Here is a 15,557-nt window from a genome sequence, read left to right as displayed (position 1 = left end):
GATTGAAAAAGGAAGCTTCGGCTTCCTTTTTCTTTTGCGCAATTTCTGCATTACAGATCACTCCTCAGCGACTGCGCTTCTTGATAAGGCTAAGAATAAAGCATACAATCTATGGCCGATTTTTTGAGCCCTGAACAGTTAAGATTGATTAGGGCATTTGAAGCTCAGTGATGTTTTACAAAGTTAAAGCCTGCTGGGGCTCGAGTTGTAATAAGTAGCGGAACTAACCGATGACAACAAATACCGAAAATCAGGGAAATTCTCTGGATATTTTTAAGTGGGTTATCATTTTTGTATTGCTGGCTGTGGCTATTGTAGGTAACCACATGCTGAGTGATGTCAGTGCTGTTATTCGTGCAGTTGGTGTATTGGTGTTATTCGCTATAGCAGGCTTTGTTGCATTGCAAACTGCTAAGGGAAAACAAGCACTGGCGTTTGCTAAAGAATCCCACATTGAAGTACGCAAAGTTGTATGGCCAACCCGTCAGGAAGCGCTGAATACTACCTTTATCGTGTTAGTAGCGACAGGTATTTTGGGCGTTGTGCTGTGGGGCTTAGATACCGTACTGCTGAAAATTGTGAATTTGATTACTGGCGTGTAGGCATTCGAATGACTGAAGCGAAAGAAGCAAAAAAACGATGGTATGTTGTGCAGGCATTTTCTGGCTATGAAGGCCGTGTCTGCAAATCGCTGATCGAACATATCAAAATGCACGGCATGGAAGATTACTTTGGTGAGGTACTGGTACCTACTGAAGAAGTCGTTGAGATGCGTGCAGGCCAACGCCGCAAGAGTGAACGTAAGTTCTTCCCTGGCTATGTGTTGGTTCAAATGGAAATGAACGACGAATCATGGCACTTGGTGAAGAGCATTCCACGTGTAATGGGCTTTATCGGCGGTACGTCTGACCGTCCAGCGCCAATTACCGACAAGGAAGCTGACGCGATTTTACGTCGTCTGCAAGAAACTACCGAGTCGCCAACCCATCGCGTGGTTTACGAACCAGGTGAAGTGGTACGCGTGACTGATGGTCCGTTTGCCGACTTCAACGGTACCGTTGAAGAAGTGGATTATGACAAGAGCCGCGTGAAGGTTTCTGTGATGATCTTCGGCCGTTCTACTCCGGTAGAGTTGGACTTCAATCAGGTTGAGAAATCCTGATTAAAAATACTGCAATAACCGTTTGAGTACGGGTGCGGATTTCTATATAATCCGCACCCGTTGTTTTCGGGGAGCCCCAAGCATGTTGCTTGGAGCGTTAGAACCCAAACTGAGGAAAGTAAGATGGCAAAGAAAATTGAAGCTTATATTAAGCTGCAAGTAGCCGCAGGTGCTGCTAACCCGTCTCCACCAGTTGGTCCAGCTCTGGGTCAAAAAGGTGTGAACATCATGGAATTCTGTAAAGCATTCAACGCTCGTACTGAAAAGTTCGAGAAAGGTATGCCGATTCCTGTGATCATCACTGTATACAATGATCGCTCATTCACTTTTGAAACTAAGACGCCTCCAGCATCTTTCTTGTTGAAGAAAGCCGCTGGCCTGAAATCAGGTTCTAGCCGTCCTAACACTCAAAAAGTGGGTACTATCAAGCGTGCTCAAGTTCAGGAAATTGCTGAAACTAAAGCTGCTGACATGACTGGTGCTGACGTTGAAGCGATGGCTCGCTCAATTGAAGGTACTGCACGTTCAATGGGCTTGGTAGTAGAGGACTAATACAATGGCAAAGCTGACTAAACGCATGCGCGTTATCCGCGAAAAAGTGGAAGCTACTAAAGCATACGAAATCAATGAAGCGCTGGCTCTGTTGCAAGAATTGGCAACTGCTAAATTCGTTGAATCTGTTGACGTTGCTGTAAACCTGGGCGTTGATCCTCGTAAATCAGACCAAAACGTACGTGGTGCAATCGTATTGCCACACGGTACTGGTCGTGATGTTCGCGTTGCAGTGTTCACCCAAGGTGCTAACGCTGACGCTGCTAAAGAAGCAGGCGCTGAACTGGTAGGTATGGACGAACTGGCTGCACAAGTTAAAGCGGGCGAAATGAACTTCGACGTAGTTATTGCTTCTCCAGATGCAATGCGCGTTGTAGGTCAATTAGGTCAAATCTTAGGCCCACGTGGTCTGATGCCTAACCCTAAAACCGGCACTGTAACTCCTAACGTTGCAGAAGCAGTTAAAAACGCTAAAGCTGGTCAAGTTCGTTACCGCAACGACAAAAACGGTATCATCCACACCACTATCGGTAAGGTTGATTTCGAACCAGTTAAATTGAAAGAAAACCTGGAAGCGCTGCTGGTTGCTCTGAAGAAGCAAAAACCTGCTGCTGCTAAAGGCCAGTACATCAAGAAAGTTACCGTATCTACCACTATGGGTGCGGGTGTATCTGTTGACCAAGCTACCTTGGAAACAACAGCTGCATAATTTTACAAAGTGCGCACATTAGCCTATAATGCGCGCACTTTTAGGGTTGGAGCCCGTTAATCGGGTTTCCGTCCAAGACCGCAGGCGTTACTGATAGGTGACTTAATTTCCTGCGTAGACGGTGTCAGGCCCCAGATAGAATTATTCTGCTGGATTATCTGCACCGTAAGTAACTGAGAAACAATGATGTTTTTCAGTATGGTAACCGCTGGGGGTAACCCCAGGTAGAATCCAGGAGTAAGCCTAATGGCATTAAGACTCGAAGACAAAAAAGCGATTGTTGCTGAAGTCAACGAAGCTGCCAAAGGTGCACTGTCTGCAGTTGTTGCGGATTCCCGCGGCGTAACTGTAGGCGCCATGACTAATCTGCGTAAAGCAGCTCGTGCTAACGGTGTGTTCGTTAAAGTTGTACGTAACACTCTGGCTCGCCGCGCTGTTGAAGGTACTGATTTTGAGTGCCTAGTAGACGTGTTCACTGGCCCAACTTTGATCGCTTTCTCTAACGAGCACCCAGGTGCTGCAGCGCGTCTGTTAAAAGACTTCGCTAAAGAGCAAGCAGAGTTCGAAGTTAAAGGTGCAGCTTTTGAAGGGACCTTCATCCCTGCAGCTGAGATTGATCGTTTGGCAAAACTGCCAACATACGAAGAAGCACTGGCACAGCTGATGATGACTATGAAAGAAGCATCTGCTGGCAAGTTCGTTCGTACACTGGCCGCTCTGCGCGATCAAAAACAAGAAGCAGCTTAATTACAAGCTTGCTGCTTAATAAAATTGAATTCAGAACAATAGGAAATATTTCTAATGTCTATCACTAAAGACCAAATCCTTGAAGCCTTTGCAGCAATGTCTGTAATGGAAGTTGTTGAACTGATCGAAGCTATGGAAGAGAAGTTCGGTGTATCTGCTGCTGCTGCAGTAGTAGCTGGTGGTGCTGGCGATGCTGGCGCAGCTGCTGAAGAAAAAACCGAATTCGACGTAGTTATGACTTCACACGGCGACAACAAAGTTGCTGTAATTAAAGCAGTTCGCGGCGCGACTGGCCTGGGTCTGAAAGAAGCTAAAGCAATGGCTGAATCTGCTCCAGTAGCTATCAAAGAAGGCGTTTCTAAAGAAGAAGCTGAAGCGCTGAAGAAAGATCTTGAAGAAGCTGGTGCTCAAGTAGAGATCAAATAAGTTATATAATAACTTACTCCACTCAGTTGCATAACTGGGTGAAGGCTGACGGTTTTTTAACCGTCGGCCTTTTTTGCGCTGTAGGCGCCGATGATTTTTTCACCGTGAAATCATACGTATAAATGCAGTTCCTAGCAGTGATTATTGGTTAGGTTGTTGCTAAAACCGGTGATGGGCAAACGTGCTGAATTACTCGATAGAGTCTAGTTCAGTCTTGGTCACATCTCGCAAGCAGAGGAAACCCATGGTTTACTCCTATTCCGAAAAAAAGCGTATTCGCAAAGACTTTGGTAAGCGTCCACAAGTATTGGACATCCCTTACCTGCTGGCAATCCAGTTGGATTCTTTCAAAAAGTTCACCGATCAAGATCCATCAGGTGAGCGAGGCTTGGAAGCCGCATTCCGCAGCGTTTTCCCTATTAAGAGCTTTTCTGGTAATTCTGAACTGCAATACGTTAGCTACAAGCTCGGTGAGCCTGTATTCGACGTTAAAGAATGCCAAATCCGCGGCGTAACTTATTCTGCGCCGCTGCGTGTAAAACTGCGTTTAGTTTTGTTTGATCGCGAAGCTGCTGCTGGCACCGTTAAAGACATCAAAGAACAAGAAGTTTACATGGGTGATATCCCATTGATGACTGACAACGGAACCTTCGTTATCAACGGTACAGAACGTGTAATCGTATCTCAGTTGCACCGCTCTCCTGGTGTGTTCTTTGACCACGACCGTGGTAAGACTCACTCATCAGGTAAAGTGCTGTATAACGCACGTATCATTCCTTACCGTGGTTCTTGGTTGGATTTTGAATTCGATCCAAAAGATGCGCTGTTTGTGCGTATTGACCGTCGTCGTAAGTTGCCTGCCACCATCATCCTGCGTGCACTTGAGTACTCAACTCAAGAAATCTTGGATATCTTCTTTGATCGCGTAGAGTTCAGCATCAATAAAGATTCGCTGCAGATGAAGTTGGTGCCAGAGCGTCTGCGCGGTGAAACCGCAAGCTATGACATCAAAGACTGTGAAGGCAACCTGCTGGTAGAAAAAGGCCGTCGCATCACTGCGCGCCACATTCGTCAGCTGGAAAAATCCAACACCACTGAACTGGAAGTTCCAGTTGAGTACATCGTGGGTAAACTTGCCGCACAAGACTATATCGACCCAGATACTGGCGAAGTATTGGTAACGGCTAACAACGAAATCACGTTGGAAGATCTGGCCAATATGTCGCTGGCAGGCATCAAAGACATCAGCACGCTGTATATCAACGAGCTGGATCACGGTGCTTACATCTCTGATACTTTGCGTATCGATTCAACCACCAACCGTATGGAAGCCTTGGTTGAAATCTATCGCATGATGCGCCCTGGCGAGCCACCAACCAAAGACGCAGCTGAAGCGCTGTTCCATAACTTGTTCTTCACTGAAGAACGTTATGACCTGTCTAAAGTGGGCCGCATGAAGTTTAACCGTCGTCTCGACATCGACGAGAACGAAGGTTCAGGCGTACTGACTAAAGAAGATATCGTTGCCGTAATGCGCAAGATCATCGAAATCCGTAACGGTTTTGATGAAGTTGACGATATCGACCACTTGGGTAACCGTCGTATTCGCTCTGTGGGCGAAATGGCTGAAAACCAATTCCGCGTAGGTCTGGTACGTGTTGAACGTGCAGTACGTGAACGTCTGTCTCTGGGCGACCTGAACGAACTGATGCCACAAGACCTGATCAACGCTAAGCCAATTTCTGCGGCAGTAAAAGAATTCTTCGGTTCTTCACAGCTGTCTCAGTTCATGGACCAAAACAACCCATTGTCAGAAGTAACGCACAAGCGTCGTATTTCTGCCCTTGGCCCAGGTGGTTTGACACGTGAACGTGCCGGCTTCGAAGTCCGCGACGTACATCCAACGCACTATGGTCGTTTGTGTCCAATTGAGACCCCTGAAGGTCCAAACATTGGTTTGATCAACTCGCTGTCTACTTTCGCCCGTACTAACGCTTACGGTTTCTTGGAAACTCCATACCGTAAAGTGGTTGATGGCGTGGTAACTGACGAAGTTGATTACCTGTCAGCGATCGAAGAAGGTCGTTATGTTATTGCACAGGCTAACATCGACTTGGACGAAACTGGTCGCATCATCGATGAGCAAGTTGCTAGCCGTCATAAAGGTGAATCAACCTTTATGCGCGTATCTGACGTGCAATATATGGACGTTTCACCACAACAGGTTATCTCTGTTGCGGCTTCATTGATTCCGTTCTTGGAACACGATGACGCGAACCGTGCATTGATGGGTGCGAACATGCAACGTCAGGCAGTACCTGTGCTGAAGGCTGAGAAGCCATTAGTAGGTACTGGTATTGAACGTACATTGGCTGTTGACTCAGGCGTAGTTGTTGCTGCTAAACGTGGCGGTGTTGTTGATTACGTTGATGCAAGCCGTATCGTGGTTAAGGTAAATGAAGAAGAACTGCAACCAGGTGAAGCAGGCATCGACATTTACAACCTGACCAAATATACCCGTTCTAACCAAAACACCTGTATTAACCAGCGTCCATGCTGTCAACCAGGTGAACCGGTAGTGCGTGGCGACGTATTGGCTGACGGCCCATCTACCGACTTAGGTGATTTGGCACTGGGTCAGAACATGCGTATCGCGTTCATGCCTTGGAACGGTTACAACTTCGAAGACTCGATTCTGATCTCTGAGCGCGTAGCGCAAGAAGACCGTTTCTCAACTATCCACATTCAAGAGCTGTCTTGTATCGCTCGTGACACCAAGTTGGGTAGCGAAGAGATCACTGCGGATATTCCAAACGTAGGTGAATCTGCACTGTCGAAGCTGGACGAATCAGGCATCGTGTATATCGGTGCTGAAGTGAAAGGCGGCGACATTCTGGTAGGTAAAGTGACACCAAAAGGTGAAACTCAACTGACCCCAGAAGAAAAACTGCTGCGTGCAATCTTCGGTGAAAAAGCGTCTGACGTTAAAGACAGCTCACTGCGTGTACCTAACTCTGTGAAAGGTACTGTTATCGACGTTCAGGTATTTACCCGTGATGGCGTTGAAAAAGACAAGCGCGCAGTTGAAATCGAAGAGATGCACATTGCCCAAGCACGTAAGGACTTGACTGAAGAGTTCAAGATCCTTGAAGAAGGCGTGTTTGACCGTGCTCGTAACCTGCTGTTGAACAGTGGCTTCAGCGAAGCCAAACTGGCTGAATTGGCTCGTAAAGATTACTTAGTACAAGTAATCGACGACGAAGCAAAACAGACCGAGCTGGAACAGTTGGCTGAACAGCACGAAGAGCTGAAAGCAGACTTCGATAAGAAATTTGACGTTAAACGTCGCAAGATCACCCAAGGTGATGACCTTGCTCCGGGCGTACTGAAGATCGTTAAAGTTTACTTAGCGGTTAAACGTACTATCCAGCCTGGTGACAAGATGGCAGGTCGTCACGGTAACAAGGGTGTTATCTCTAAGATTTGTCCAATCGAAGACATGCCATACGATGAGAACGGCAACCCAGTGGATATCGTATTGAACCCACTCGGTGTACCTTCACGTATGAACATCGGTCAGGTATTGGAAGTTCACCTTGGTGCTGCTGCCAAAGGTATCGGTGATTGCATCGCTACTCTGCTGGAAGAGCAACGTGGTATCGCAGAACTGCGCGACTACATCAAGAAAGTGTATGAACTGGGTGAAGGCATTCAGCAGAAAGTCGACATCGATTCCTTCAGTGATGAAGAAGTCGTACGTTTGGCTGAACATCTGAAACTGGGTCTGCCAACGGCAACTCCAGCGTTCGATGGTGCTGAAGAAAGCGAAATTAAAGCCATGCTGGAACTGGCAGGCTTGCCAACCTCAGGTCAGAGAACCCTGTATGACGGCCGTACTGGTAACGCATTCGAACGTAAAGTGACAGTGGGTTACATGTACATGCTGAAACTGAACCACTTGGTAGACGACAAGATGCACGCGCGTTCTACTGGTTCTTACAGCTTGGTTACTCAGCAACCGCTTGGTGGTAAAGCACAGTTCGGTGGTCAGCGTTTCGGGGAGATGGAAGTATGGGCACTGGAAGCATACGGTGCAGCATATACTCTGCAAGAAATGCTCACAGTTAAGTCAGACGACGTCAACGGTCGTACTCAGATGTACAAGAATATCGTTGATGGCAACCACCAGATGCAACCTGGTATGCCTGAATCCTTCAACGTATTGCTGAAGGAGATCCGTTCACTCGGTATCAATATCGAGTTGGATCAAGAGTAAGGCGCAGCCATCGCTGCATTTGGCAAAGTACGGTGCCTTGGTTCGCCGAGGCACCCGGTTTAACTCCTTCAGGAGAGAAACGTGAAAGACTTATTAAAGTTTCTGAAACAGCAAAGTAAGACCGAAGAATTTGAAGGTATCAAGATCGGCCTCGCATCGCCTGATCTGATCCGTTCTTGGTCATATGGTGAAGTCAAGAAGCCTGAAACCATCAACTACCGTACCTTCAAGCCTGAGCGTGAAGGTCTGTTCTGTGCGCGCATCTTTGGTCCAGTAAAAGACTATGAATGTTTGTGCGGTAAGTACAAGCGCCTGAAACACCGCGGTGTTATCTGTGAAAAATGTGGTGTAGAAGTTACCCAGACTAAAGTTCGTCGTGAGCGTATGGGCCACATCGAACTGGCGAGCCCTGTGGCTCATATCTGGTTCTTGAAATCACTGCCAAGCCGTATCGGTTTGATGCTGGATATGACCCTGCGTGATATCGAGCGTGTACTGTATTTCGAATCTTACGTAGTTATCGAGCCAGGCATGACCAGCTTGGAACGTGGTCAAATGCTGACCGAAGAAAACTACTTGGATGCGTTGGAAGAGTACGGCGACGAATTCGAAGCGAAGATGGGTGCCGAAGCAGTACTTGAACTGCTGCGTGCTATCGACTTGGAAAAAGAAATCCAAGAGATGCGCGAAGAGTTGCCATCTATCAACTCAGAAACTCGTCGCAAGAAAGTGACCAAGCGTCTGAAGCTGATCGAAGCATTCTATAACTCTGGTAACAAGCCAGAGTGGATGATTCTGAAAGTGTTGCCTGTTCTGCCACCTGATCTGCGCCCATTGGTGCCATTGGATGGTGGTCGTTTCGCAACGTCAGATTTGAACGATCTGTATCGTCGCGTCATTAACCGTAACAACCGTTTGAAGCGTCTGTTGGATCTGGCTGCGCCAGACATCATCGTACGTAACGAAAAGCGTATGCTGCAGGAGTCTGTAGATGCGTTGCTGGATAACGGTCGTCGAGGTCGTGCAATTACTGGTTCTAACAAACGTCCTCTGAAATCTTTGGCCGACATGATCAAAGGTAAGCAAGGTCGTTTCCGTCAGAACTTGCTCGGTAAGCGTGTTGACTACTCAGGCCGTTCGGTAATTACCGTAGGTCCATACCTGCGTCTGCATCAGTGTGGTCTGCCTAAGAAGATGGCACTGGAACTGTTTAAACCATTCATCTATGGCAAGTTGGAAGGTCGTGGCCTAGCTACCACCATCAAAGCTGCTAAGAAAATGGTTGAGCGCGAAGTGGCAGAAGTTTGGGACGTTCTGGACGAAGTTATTCGTGAACACCCAGTGATGCTGAACCGTGCACCAACACTGCACCGTTTGGGTATCCAAGCGTTCGAGCCAGTCCTGATTGAAGGTAAAGCGATTCAGCTGCACCCATTGGTGTGTGCGGCCTATAACGCCGACTTCGACGGTGACCAAATGGCGGTACACGTACCGTTGACGTTGGAAGCTCAGTTAGAAGCGCGTGCGCTGATGATGTCTACCAACAACATTCTGTCGCCAGCCAACGGTGAGCCTATCATCGTACCTTCTCAAGACGTGGTCTTGGGCTTGTACTACATGAGCCGCGAACGTGTTAACGGTAAAGGTGAAGGTATGGCATTTGCCTCAGTTGCTGAAGCTGAAAAAGCTTATGCAACAGGTGCTGCTGAACTGCATGCGCGCGTTAAAGTGCGTATCACCGAAACTAAGATTGATGAAAATGGTGAAAAGCAACAAGTTCGCCGTATTGTGGATACCACAGTAGGTCGTGCGCTGTTGTCTACCATTTTGCCTGCAGGTTTGCCATTTGAAGTGGTTAACCAAAACATGGGCAAAAAGCAGATCTCTCGTCTGCTGAACTTGTGTTACCGCGAGCTGGGTCTGAAAGATACCGTTATCTTTGCTGACCAACTGATGTACACCGGTTACTACTACGCGACTATCTCTGGTTCTTCTGTCGGTATCAACGACATGGAAATCCCAGAAGAGAAGTACACGCTCGTAGCTGAAGCTGAAGCTGAAGTATTGGAAATTCAAGAACAGTTCCAATCTGGTCTGGTGACCGCCGGCGAACGCTACAACAAAGTGATCGACATCTGGGCAAGCTGTAACGAGAAAGTCTCTAAAGCGATGATGAAAAACCTGTCTACTGAAGTGGTTATCAACCGCGACGGTGAAGAGGAAGAACAATCATCGTTCAACAGCATCTATATGATGGCCGACTCAGGTGCTCGTGGTAGTGCCGCTCAGATCCGTCAGTTGGCGGGTATGCGTGGCCTGATGGCGAAACCAGACGGTTCGATCATTGAAACGCCAATCGTCGCGAACTTCCGTGAAGGTCTGAACGTACTGCAGTACTTCATCTCAACCCACGGTGCGCGTAAAGGTCTGGCGGATACTGCACTGAAGACTGCGAACTCTGGTTACTTGACTCGTCGTCTGGTAGACGTAGCGCAAGACTTGGTGGTTATCGAAGACGACTGTGGTACACACGAAGGTCTGGTAATGAAACCGCTGATCGAAGGCGGTGACGTTGTTGAACCATTGCGTGAACGCGTACTGGGTCGTGTTGTGGCTGAAGATGTCTTCTACCCAGGTACTGAAGAAGTACTGGCGCCGCGTAACACCCTGCTTGACGAAGCTTGGTGTAAGCAGTTGGAAGAAGCTAGCGTTGACGAAGTGAAAGTTCGCTCTGTTATCAGCTGTGAAACTGACTTCGGTGTGTGTGCATGCTGTTATGGTCGTGACTTGGCTCGTGGTCATATCATCAACCAAGGTGAAGCAATCGGTGTTGTGGCAGCACAGTCCATCGGTGAACCTGGTACACAGCTGACGATGCGTACGTTCCACATCGGTGGCGCCGCATCGAGAGCCTCTGCAGAGAACAACGTTCAAGTTAAGAACGCGGGTACTCTGAAACTGCACAACGCTAAGTTCGTAACTAACGTTGACGGCAAACTGGTTATCGTGTCTCGTTCTTCTGAACTGGCGATCAGCGATGAGCTGGGTCGTGAGAAAGAGCGTTACAAAGTGCCTTACGGTACCATCCTTGAAAAACAAGATGGTGATGCAATCGCATCTGGCGAAATCATCGCGAACTGGGATCCACACACTCACCCAATCGTGACTGAAGTGGCAGGTTATGTGAAATTCGTTGATATGTTGGATGGTGTGACCATTCAGCGTCAAACCGACGAACTGACCGGTCTGTCTTCAATCGTGGTGATGGATGTGGCACAACGTCCGTCTGCTGGTAAAGAGTTGCGTCCAGCGATTCGTCTGGTAGATGACAATGGTGCGGATCTTTATATTCCAGGTACCGATGTTCCTGCGCAGTACTTCCTGCCAGGCCACTCAATCGTTAACTTGGAAGATAACACCAAGATCAACGTGGGTGACGCGATCGCGCGTATTCCACAAGAGTCTTCTAAGACTCGCGATATTACCGGTGGTCTGCCACGTGTTGCTGACCTGTTTGAAGCACGTAAGCCTAAAGAGCCTGCGATTCTGGCAGAAATCAGCGGTACCATCTCGTTCGGTAAAGAAACCAAAGGTAAGCGTCGTCTGGTGATCACGCCTGCTGACGGTGGTGATGCATACGAAGAGATGATTCCGAAGTGGCGTAACCTGAACGTGTTCGAAGGTGAAAAAGTTGAACGTGGTGAAGTTATCGCCGATGGTCCAGAGTCAGCACATGACATTCTGCGTCTGCGTGGTATCACCAAAGTGGCCAACTACATCGTCAACGAAGTTCAAGACGTGTACCGTCTGCAAGGTGTGAAGATTAACGATAAGCACATCGAGGTGATCATTCGCCAGATGCTGCGTAAGTGTATCATCACTTCTGCAGGTGACTCAGAGTTCTTGGAAGGCGAACAGGTTGAAGTATCTCGCGTGAAGATCGCTAACCGCGACTTGGAAGCGCAAGGTAAATTGCCAGCTAAGTTTGAACGTGAACTGCTGGGTATTACTAAAGCCTCGTTGGCAACAGAGTCCTTTATCTCTGCTGCATCGTTCCAAGAAACCACACGCGTACTGACCGAAGCTGCCGTTGGTGGCAAGTCAGACAACCTGCGTGGTCTGAAAGAAAACGTTATCGTGGGTCGCTTGATCCCAGCGGGTACAGGCTATGCTTATCATAAGAACCGTCAGAGCGTTAAGACTGACGTGGCTCAGGAAGCACCTGGTATCACGGCAAGTGAAGCTGAACAGAATTTGGCAGATCTGCTGAATCTGGCCGGCGGCACCGAATAAACGGACATTCCGTTAACAAAAAGGCGCCTAAGGGCGCCTTTTTTACACTTTGATGCGCGGAATATTGGCTATTTCTTGACAGTTAGGGCCGAGCTTTCTAAAATTCCGCGTCCTACTTCTGTGGGATATAGATTTTTCACACCATACGTTGAGTTTTATCAACACAAACGGAGCTATATACATGGCAACTGTAAACCAGTTGGTACGTAAGCCTCGCGCACCGAAAGTCGAAAAGACTAACGTGCCAGCGTTGAATGCGTGCCCACAAAAACGTGGTGTTTGTACCCGTGTGTACACAACTACACCTAAAAAACCAAACTCTGCTCTGCGTAAAGTAGCGCGTGTGCGTTTGACCAACGGTTTTGAAGTTACTTCATACATCGGCGGTGAAGGCCACAACCTGCAAGAGCACAGTGTGATCCTCATTCGTGGCGGTCGTGTTAAAGACTTGCCAGGTGTGCGTTATCACACCATTCGTGGCGCGCTCGACTGTGCAGGTATTGCTGCTCGTCGCCAAGCTCGTTCTAAATACGGAGCTAAGCGTCCTAAGTCTTAATGGGTTCCCGTTAAGTAAGGCCAAGCTTTTTTAATGTTTTATTCGGTTTTGGAAAAACCTGAAGTTTACGGAGACTCAAAATGCCAAGACGTCGCGTAGTCGGACAGCGCAAAATTCTGCCTGATCCAAAATTCCACAGTGAGTTGCTGGCTAAGTTCATCAACGTCATTATGCAAGACGGCAAGAAATCTACTGCCGAAAAAATTATCTACAAAGCGCTAGATGTTATCGCTGAGAAAAAAGGCGAAGATCATCTGGTTCTTTTGGAAGCAGCCCTGGACAACGTTCGCCCATCAGTCGAAGTTAAATCTCGCCGTGTGGGTGGTTCTACTTACCAGGTACCATGTGAAGTTCGTCCAGTGCGTCGTAACGCTCTGGCGATGCGTTGGTTGGTTGAAGCTGCACGTAAGCGTGGTGAAAAATCTATGGCATTGCGTCTAGCAGGTGAAATGCTGGATGCCGCTGAAAATAAAGGTACTGCTGTTAAGAAGCGCGAAGACGTGCATCGTATGGCAGAAGCCAACAAGGCGTTTGCCCATTACCGTTGGTAATATTCTGCGCGGGCTTACTGCCCGCGCTTTCTCTGTTTGTACCGGAGTTTGTTTTCCGGTTAAGAGGGTATAATCGTGGCTCGTACAACTCCCATTGAGCGTTATCGCAATATCGGTATTTGTGCTCACGTTGATGCTGGCAAAACAACCACAACTGAACGTGTTCTGTTCTACACTGGCTTGTCTCACAAAATTGGTGAGGTACATGACGGTGCGGCTACCACCGACTGGATGGTGCAGGAACAAGAGCGCGGAATCACTATTACTTCCGCCGCGGTAACAACGTTCTGGCGTGGTATGGATGCTCAGTTTGAACAGCACCGCATCAATATTATTGATACCCCAGGTCACGTTGATTTCACCATTGAAGTTGAACGTTCACTCCGTGTGCTTGATGGCGCAGTGGTAGTGTTCTGTGGTGCTTCTGGTGTGGAACCACAGTCTGAAACCGTATGGCGTCAGGCTGATAAATATCACGTTCCACGTATGGTATTTGTGAACAAGATGGACCGCGCAGGTGCAGATTTCGACCGCGTAGTAAATCAAATTCGCAAACGCCTTGGTGCTACTTGCGTACCCATTCAGCTGAACATTGGCGCTGAAGAAAACTTCAAAGGCGTCATTGATCTCATCAAAATGAAAGCGATCAACTGGAATGAAGCAGACCAGGGGATGACTTTTACTCATGATCCTATTCCTGAAGAACTGGTTGCTAAAGCAACCGAGATGCGCGAGTACATGGTTGAATGTGCCGCAGAAGCATCTGAAGAGCTGATGGATAAATATCTTGAGGAAGGCGAGCTTTCTGAAGAAGAGATCAAAGCAGGTTTGCGTGCGCGCACGCTTAACAATGAAATCGTCGTAGCAACGTGCGGCAGCGCCTTTAAAAATAAAGGCGTACAAGCTGTGTTGGATGCCGTGATTGAGTTTTTGCCTGCACCAGTGGATGTGCCCGCAATTAAAGGTATCGATGAACGTGAAAACGAAGTGGAACGTCATGCGGATGACAATGGCCCATTTGCGGCCTTGGCATTTAAAATCGCGACCGACCCATTCGTAGGTTCTCTGACCTTTATTCGTGTTTATTCAGGCGTGTTGGAATCAGGCTCTGCCGTTTACAACAGTGTGAAGCAAAAACGCGAGCGTATCGGACGTATTGTGCAGATGCACGCTAACGACCGACAGGAACTTAAAGAAGTGCGTGCAGGTGATATTGCGGCCGCTATCGGCCTCAAAGAAGTCACGACTGGCGACACCCTTTGTGATTCCGACCATAAAGTTATCCTTGAACGAATGGACTTCCCTGATCCGGTAATTACTATCGCAGTGGAGCCTCGTTCGAAAGCAGATCAGGAAAAAATGGGCATTGCATTGCAAAAATTGGCAATGGAAGATCCATCTTTCCGGGTTGAAACCGATGAAGAGTCGGGTCAGACTCTCATTTCAGGGATGGGTGAACTACATCTAGATATCATCATCGACCGGATGCGTCGCGAGTTCAACGTTGAGTGTAATGTGGGTAAACCACAGGTGGCTTATCGTGAAACCATTCGTGGTTCGGTTGAGGCTGAAGGCAAATTTGTGCGTCAGTCTGGTGGTCGTGGTCAGTTTGGTCATGTCTGGTTGAAGCTAGAGCCTCTCGAAGAGGGCGCTGGCTATGAGTTTGTCAATGCAATTGTAGGTGGTGTTGTTCCGAAGGAATATATCCCTGCTGTTGACAAAGGCATCCAAGAGCAGATGAAGAACGGCGTGCTCGCTGGCTTCCCGCTGCAGGATGTGAAGGTCACGCTGTTTGATGGTTCATATCATGATGTGGACTCGAACGAAATGGCGTTCAAGGTTGCAGGTTCTATGGGCTTCAAGAAGGGTGCGCTTGACGCTAGCCCGGTGTTGCTCGAACCGTGCATGAAAGTTGAGGTGACAACGCCTGAAGATTACATGGGCGACGTTGTCGGTGATTTGAACCGACGTCGTGGACTCATTGAAGGTATGGAAGATGGTGTCGCAGGCATCAAACTTGTCCATGCAGTTGTACCTTTGGCTGAAATGTTTGGTTATGCGACGGACTTGCGTTCAGCGACTCAGGGTCGAGCTTCATACTCTATGGAGTTCCTGAAGTACTCTGAAGCGCCGCAAAACGTTGCCAAGGCAGTGATTGAATCTCGTACCTAATTGCACGAGAGCGAAAACTTTGCCTATATTTGATTGTTAGTGTCCTGCCTGTGCCGGACGCCTAATTTAAAGGAATTTATCGTGTCTAAAGCTAAATTTGAACGTTCAAAACC

The 15,557-nt window shown here is 48.0% G+C and carries 11 protein-coding genes; all 11 read left to right on the top strand.

The features are described 5' to 3' along the window. The first annotated feature begins 230 nt into the window (after nt 1-230). The 11 genes from secE (at nt 231) to fusA (ending at nt 15,444) form a co-directional block, all read left to right on the top strand. On the top strand, nt 231-602 hold the full coding sequence (secE, locus tag HR45_RS18840; protein ID WP_037445909.1) for a preprotein translocase subunit SecE: 372 nt from the start codon (nt 231-233) through the stop codon (nt 600-602). Between the two features lie 8 nt (nt 603-610). Beyond that, nucleotides 611-1,162 carry a transcription termination/antitermination protein NusG gene (gene nusG / locus HR45_RS18835; protein ID WP_037445907.1) on the top strand — a complete coding sequence of 184 codons (552 nt, stop codon included), beginning with the start codon at nt 611-613 and terminating at the stop codon, nt 1,160-1,162. 123 nt (nt 1,163-1,285) lie between these two features. Beyond that, a complete protein-coding gene (rplK, locus tag HR45_RS18830; protein WP_037445905.1) occupies nt 1,286-1,714 on the top strand; it encodes a 50S ribosomal protein L11 in 429 nt (142 codons plus the stop codon). Between the two features lie 4 nt (nt 1,715-1,718). After that, nucleotides 1,719-2,423 (top strand): 50S ribosomal protein L1, encoded by a 705-nt coding sequence (rplA, locus tag HR45_RS18825; protein WP_037445903.1) that lies wholly within the window; start codon nt 1,719-1,721, stop codon nt 2,421-2,423. Nucleotides 2,424-2,669: 246 nt separating this feature from the next. Continuing rightward, on the top strand, nt 2,670-3,170 hold the full coding sequence (gene rplJ, locus HR45_RS18820) for a 50S ribosomal protein L10 (RefSeq protein ID WP_037445901.1): 501 nt from the start codon (nt 2,670-2,672) through the stop codon (nt 3,168-3,170). 54 nt (nt 3,171-3,224) lie between these two features. Beyond that, on the top strand, nt 3,225-3,596 hold the full coding sequence (gene rplL / locus HR45_RS18815) for a 50S ribosomal protein L7/L12 (protein WP_037445899.1): 372 nt from the start codon (nt 3,225-3,227) through the stop codon (nt 3,594-3,596). 244 nt (nt 3,597-3,840) lie between these two features. After that, the gene (rpoB, locus tag HR45_RS18810) at nt 3,841-7,872 is read left to right on the top strand and encodes a DNA-directed RNA polymerase subunit beta (RefSeq protein ID WP_037445897.1); all 4,032 of its coding nucleotides are present in this window, start codon (nt 3,841-3,843) and stop codon (nt 7,870-7,872) included. Between the two features lie 81 nt (nt 7,873-7,953). After that, a complete protein-coding gene (gene rpoC / locus HR45_RS18805; protein WP_037445895.1) occupies nt 7,954-12,165 on the top strand; it encodes a DNA-directed RNA polymerase subunit beta' in 4,212 nt (1,403 codons plus the stop codon). A gap of 181 nt (nt 12,166-12,346) precedes the next feature. Beyond that, the gene (gene rpsL, locus HR45_RS18800; RefSeq protein ID WP_037445893.1) at nt 12,347-12,721 is read left to right on the top strand and encodes a 30S ribosomal protein S12; all 375 of its coding nucleotides are present in this window, start codon (nt 12,347-12,349) and stop codon (nt 12,719-12,721) included. Between the two features lie 80 nt (nt 12,722-12,801). Continuing rightward, a complete protein-coding gene (rpsG, locus tag HR45_RS18795; RefSeq protein ID WP_037445891.1) occupies nt 12,802-13,272 on the top strand; it encodes a 30S ribosomal protein S7 in 471 nt (156 codons plus the stop codon). Nucleotides 13,273-13,347: 75 nt separating this feature from the next. After that, nucleotides 13,348-15,444 (top strand): elongation factor G, encoded by a 2,097-nt coding sequence (gene fusA, locus HR45_RS18790; RefSeq protein WP_037445888.1) that lies wholly within the window; start codon nt 13,348-13,350, stop codon nt 15,442-15,444. Nucleotides 15,445-15,557: the final 113 nt, after the last annotated feature.

The organism is Shewanella mangrovi (assembly GCF_000753795.1).
Lineage (GTDB): Bacteria > Pseudomonadota > Gammaproteobacteria > Enterobacterales > Shewanellaceae > Shewanella > Shewanella mangrovi.
The sequence above is the reverse complement of the archived record's forward strand: the minus strand, read 5'-3'. Positions and strand labels throughout refer to the sequence as shown.

What these genes read in the sequence shown, in the direction of transcription:
- rpsG (WP_037445891.1), top strand. Translation starts at nt 12,802, where the DNA reads ATGCCAAGACGTCGCGTAGTCGGACAGCGCAAAATTCTGCCTGATCCA.
- rplA (WP_037445903.1), top strand. Translation starts at nt 1,719, where the DNA reads ATGGCAAAGCTGACTAAACGCATGCGCGTTATCCGCGAAAAAGTGGAA.
- rplK (WP_037445905.1), top strand. Translation starts at nt 1,286, where the DNA reads ATGGCAAAGAAAATTGAAGCTTATATTAAGCTGCAAGTAGCCGCAGGT.
- nusG (WP_037445907.1), top strand. Translation starts at nt 611, where the DNA reads ATGACTGAAGCGAAAGAAGCAAAAAAACGATGGTATGTTGTGCAGGCA.
- rpoB (WP_037445897.1), top strand. Translation starts at nt 3,841, where the DNA reads ATGGTTTACTCCTATTCCGAAAAAAAGCGTATTCGCAAAGACTTTGGT.
- rplL (WP_037445899.1), top strand. Translation starts at nt 3,225, where the DNA reads ATGTCTATCACTAAAGACCAAATCCTTGAAGCCTTTGCAGCAATGTCT.
- secE (WP_037445909.1), top strand. Translation starts at nt 231, where the DNA reads ATGACAACAAATACCGAAAATCAGGGAAATTCTCTGGATATTTTTAAG.
- rplJ (WP_037445901.1), top strand. Translation starts at nt 2,670, where the DNA reads ATGGCATTAAGACTCGAAGACAAAAAAGCGATTGTTGCTGAAGTCAAC.
- rpsL (WP_037445893.1), top strand. Translation starts at nt 12,347, where the DNA reads ATGGCAACTGTAAACCAGTTGGTACGTAAGCCTCGCGCACCGAAAGTC.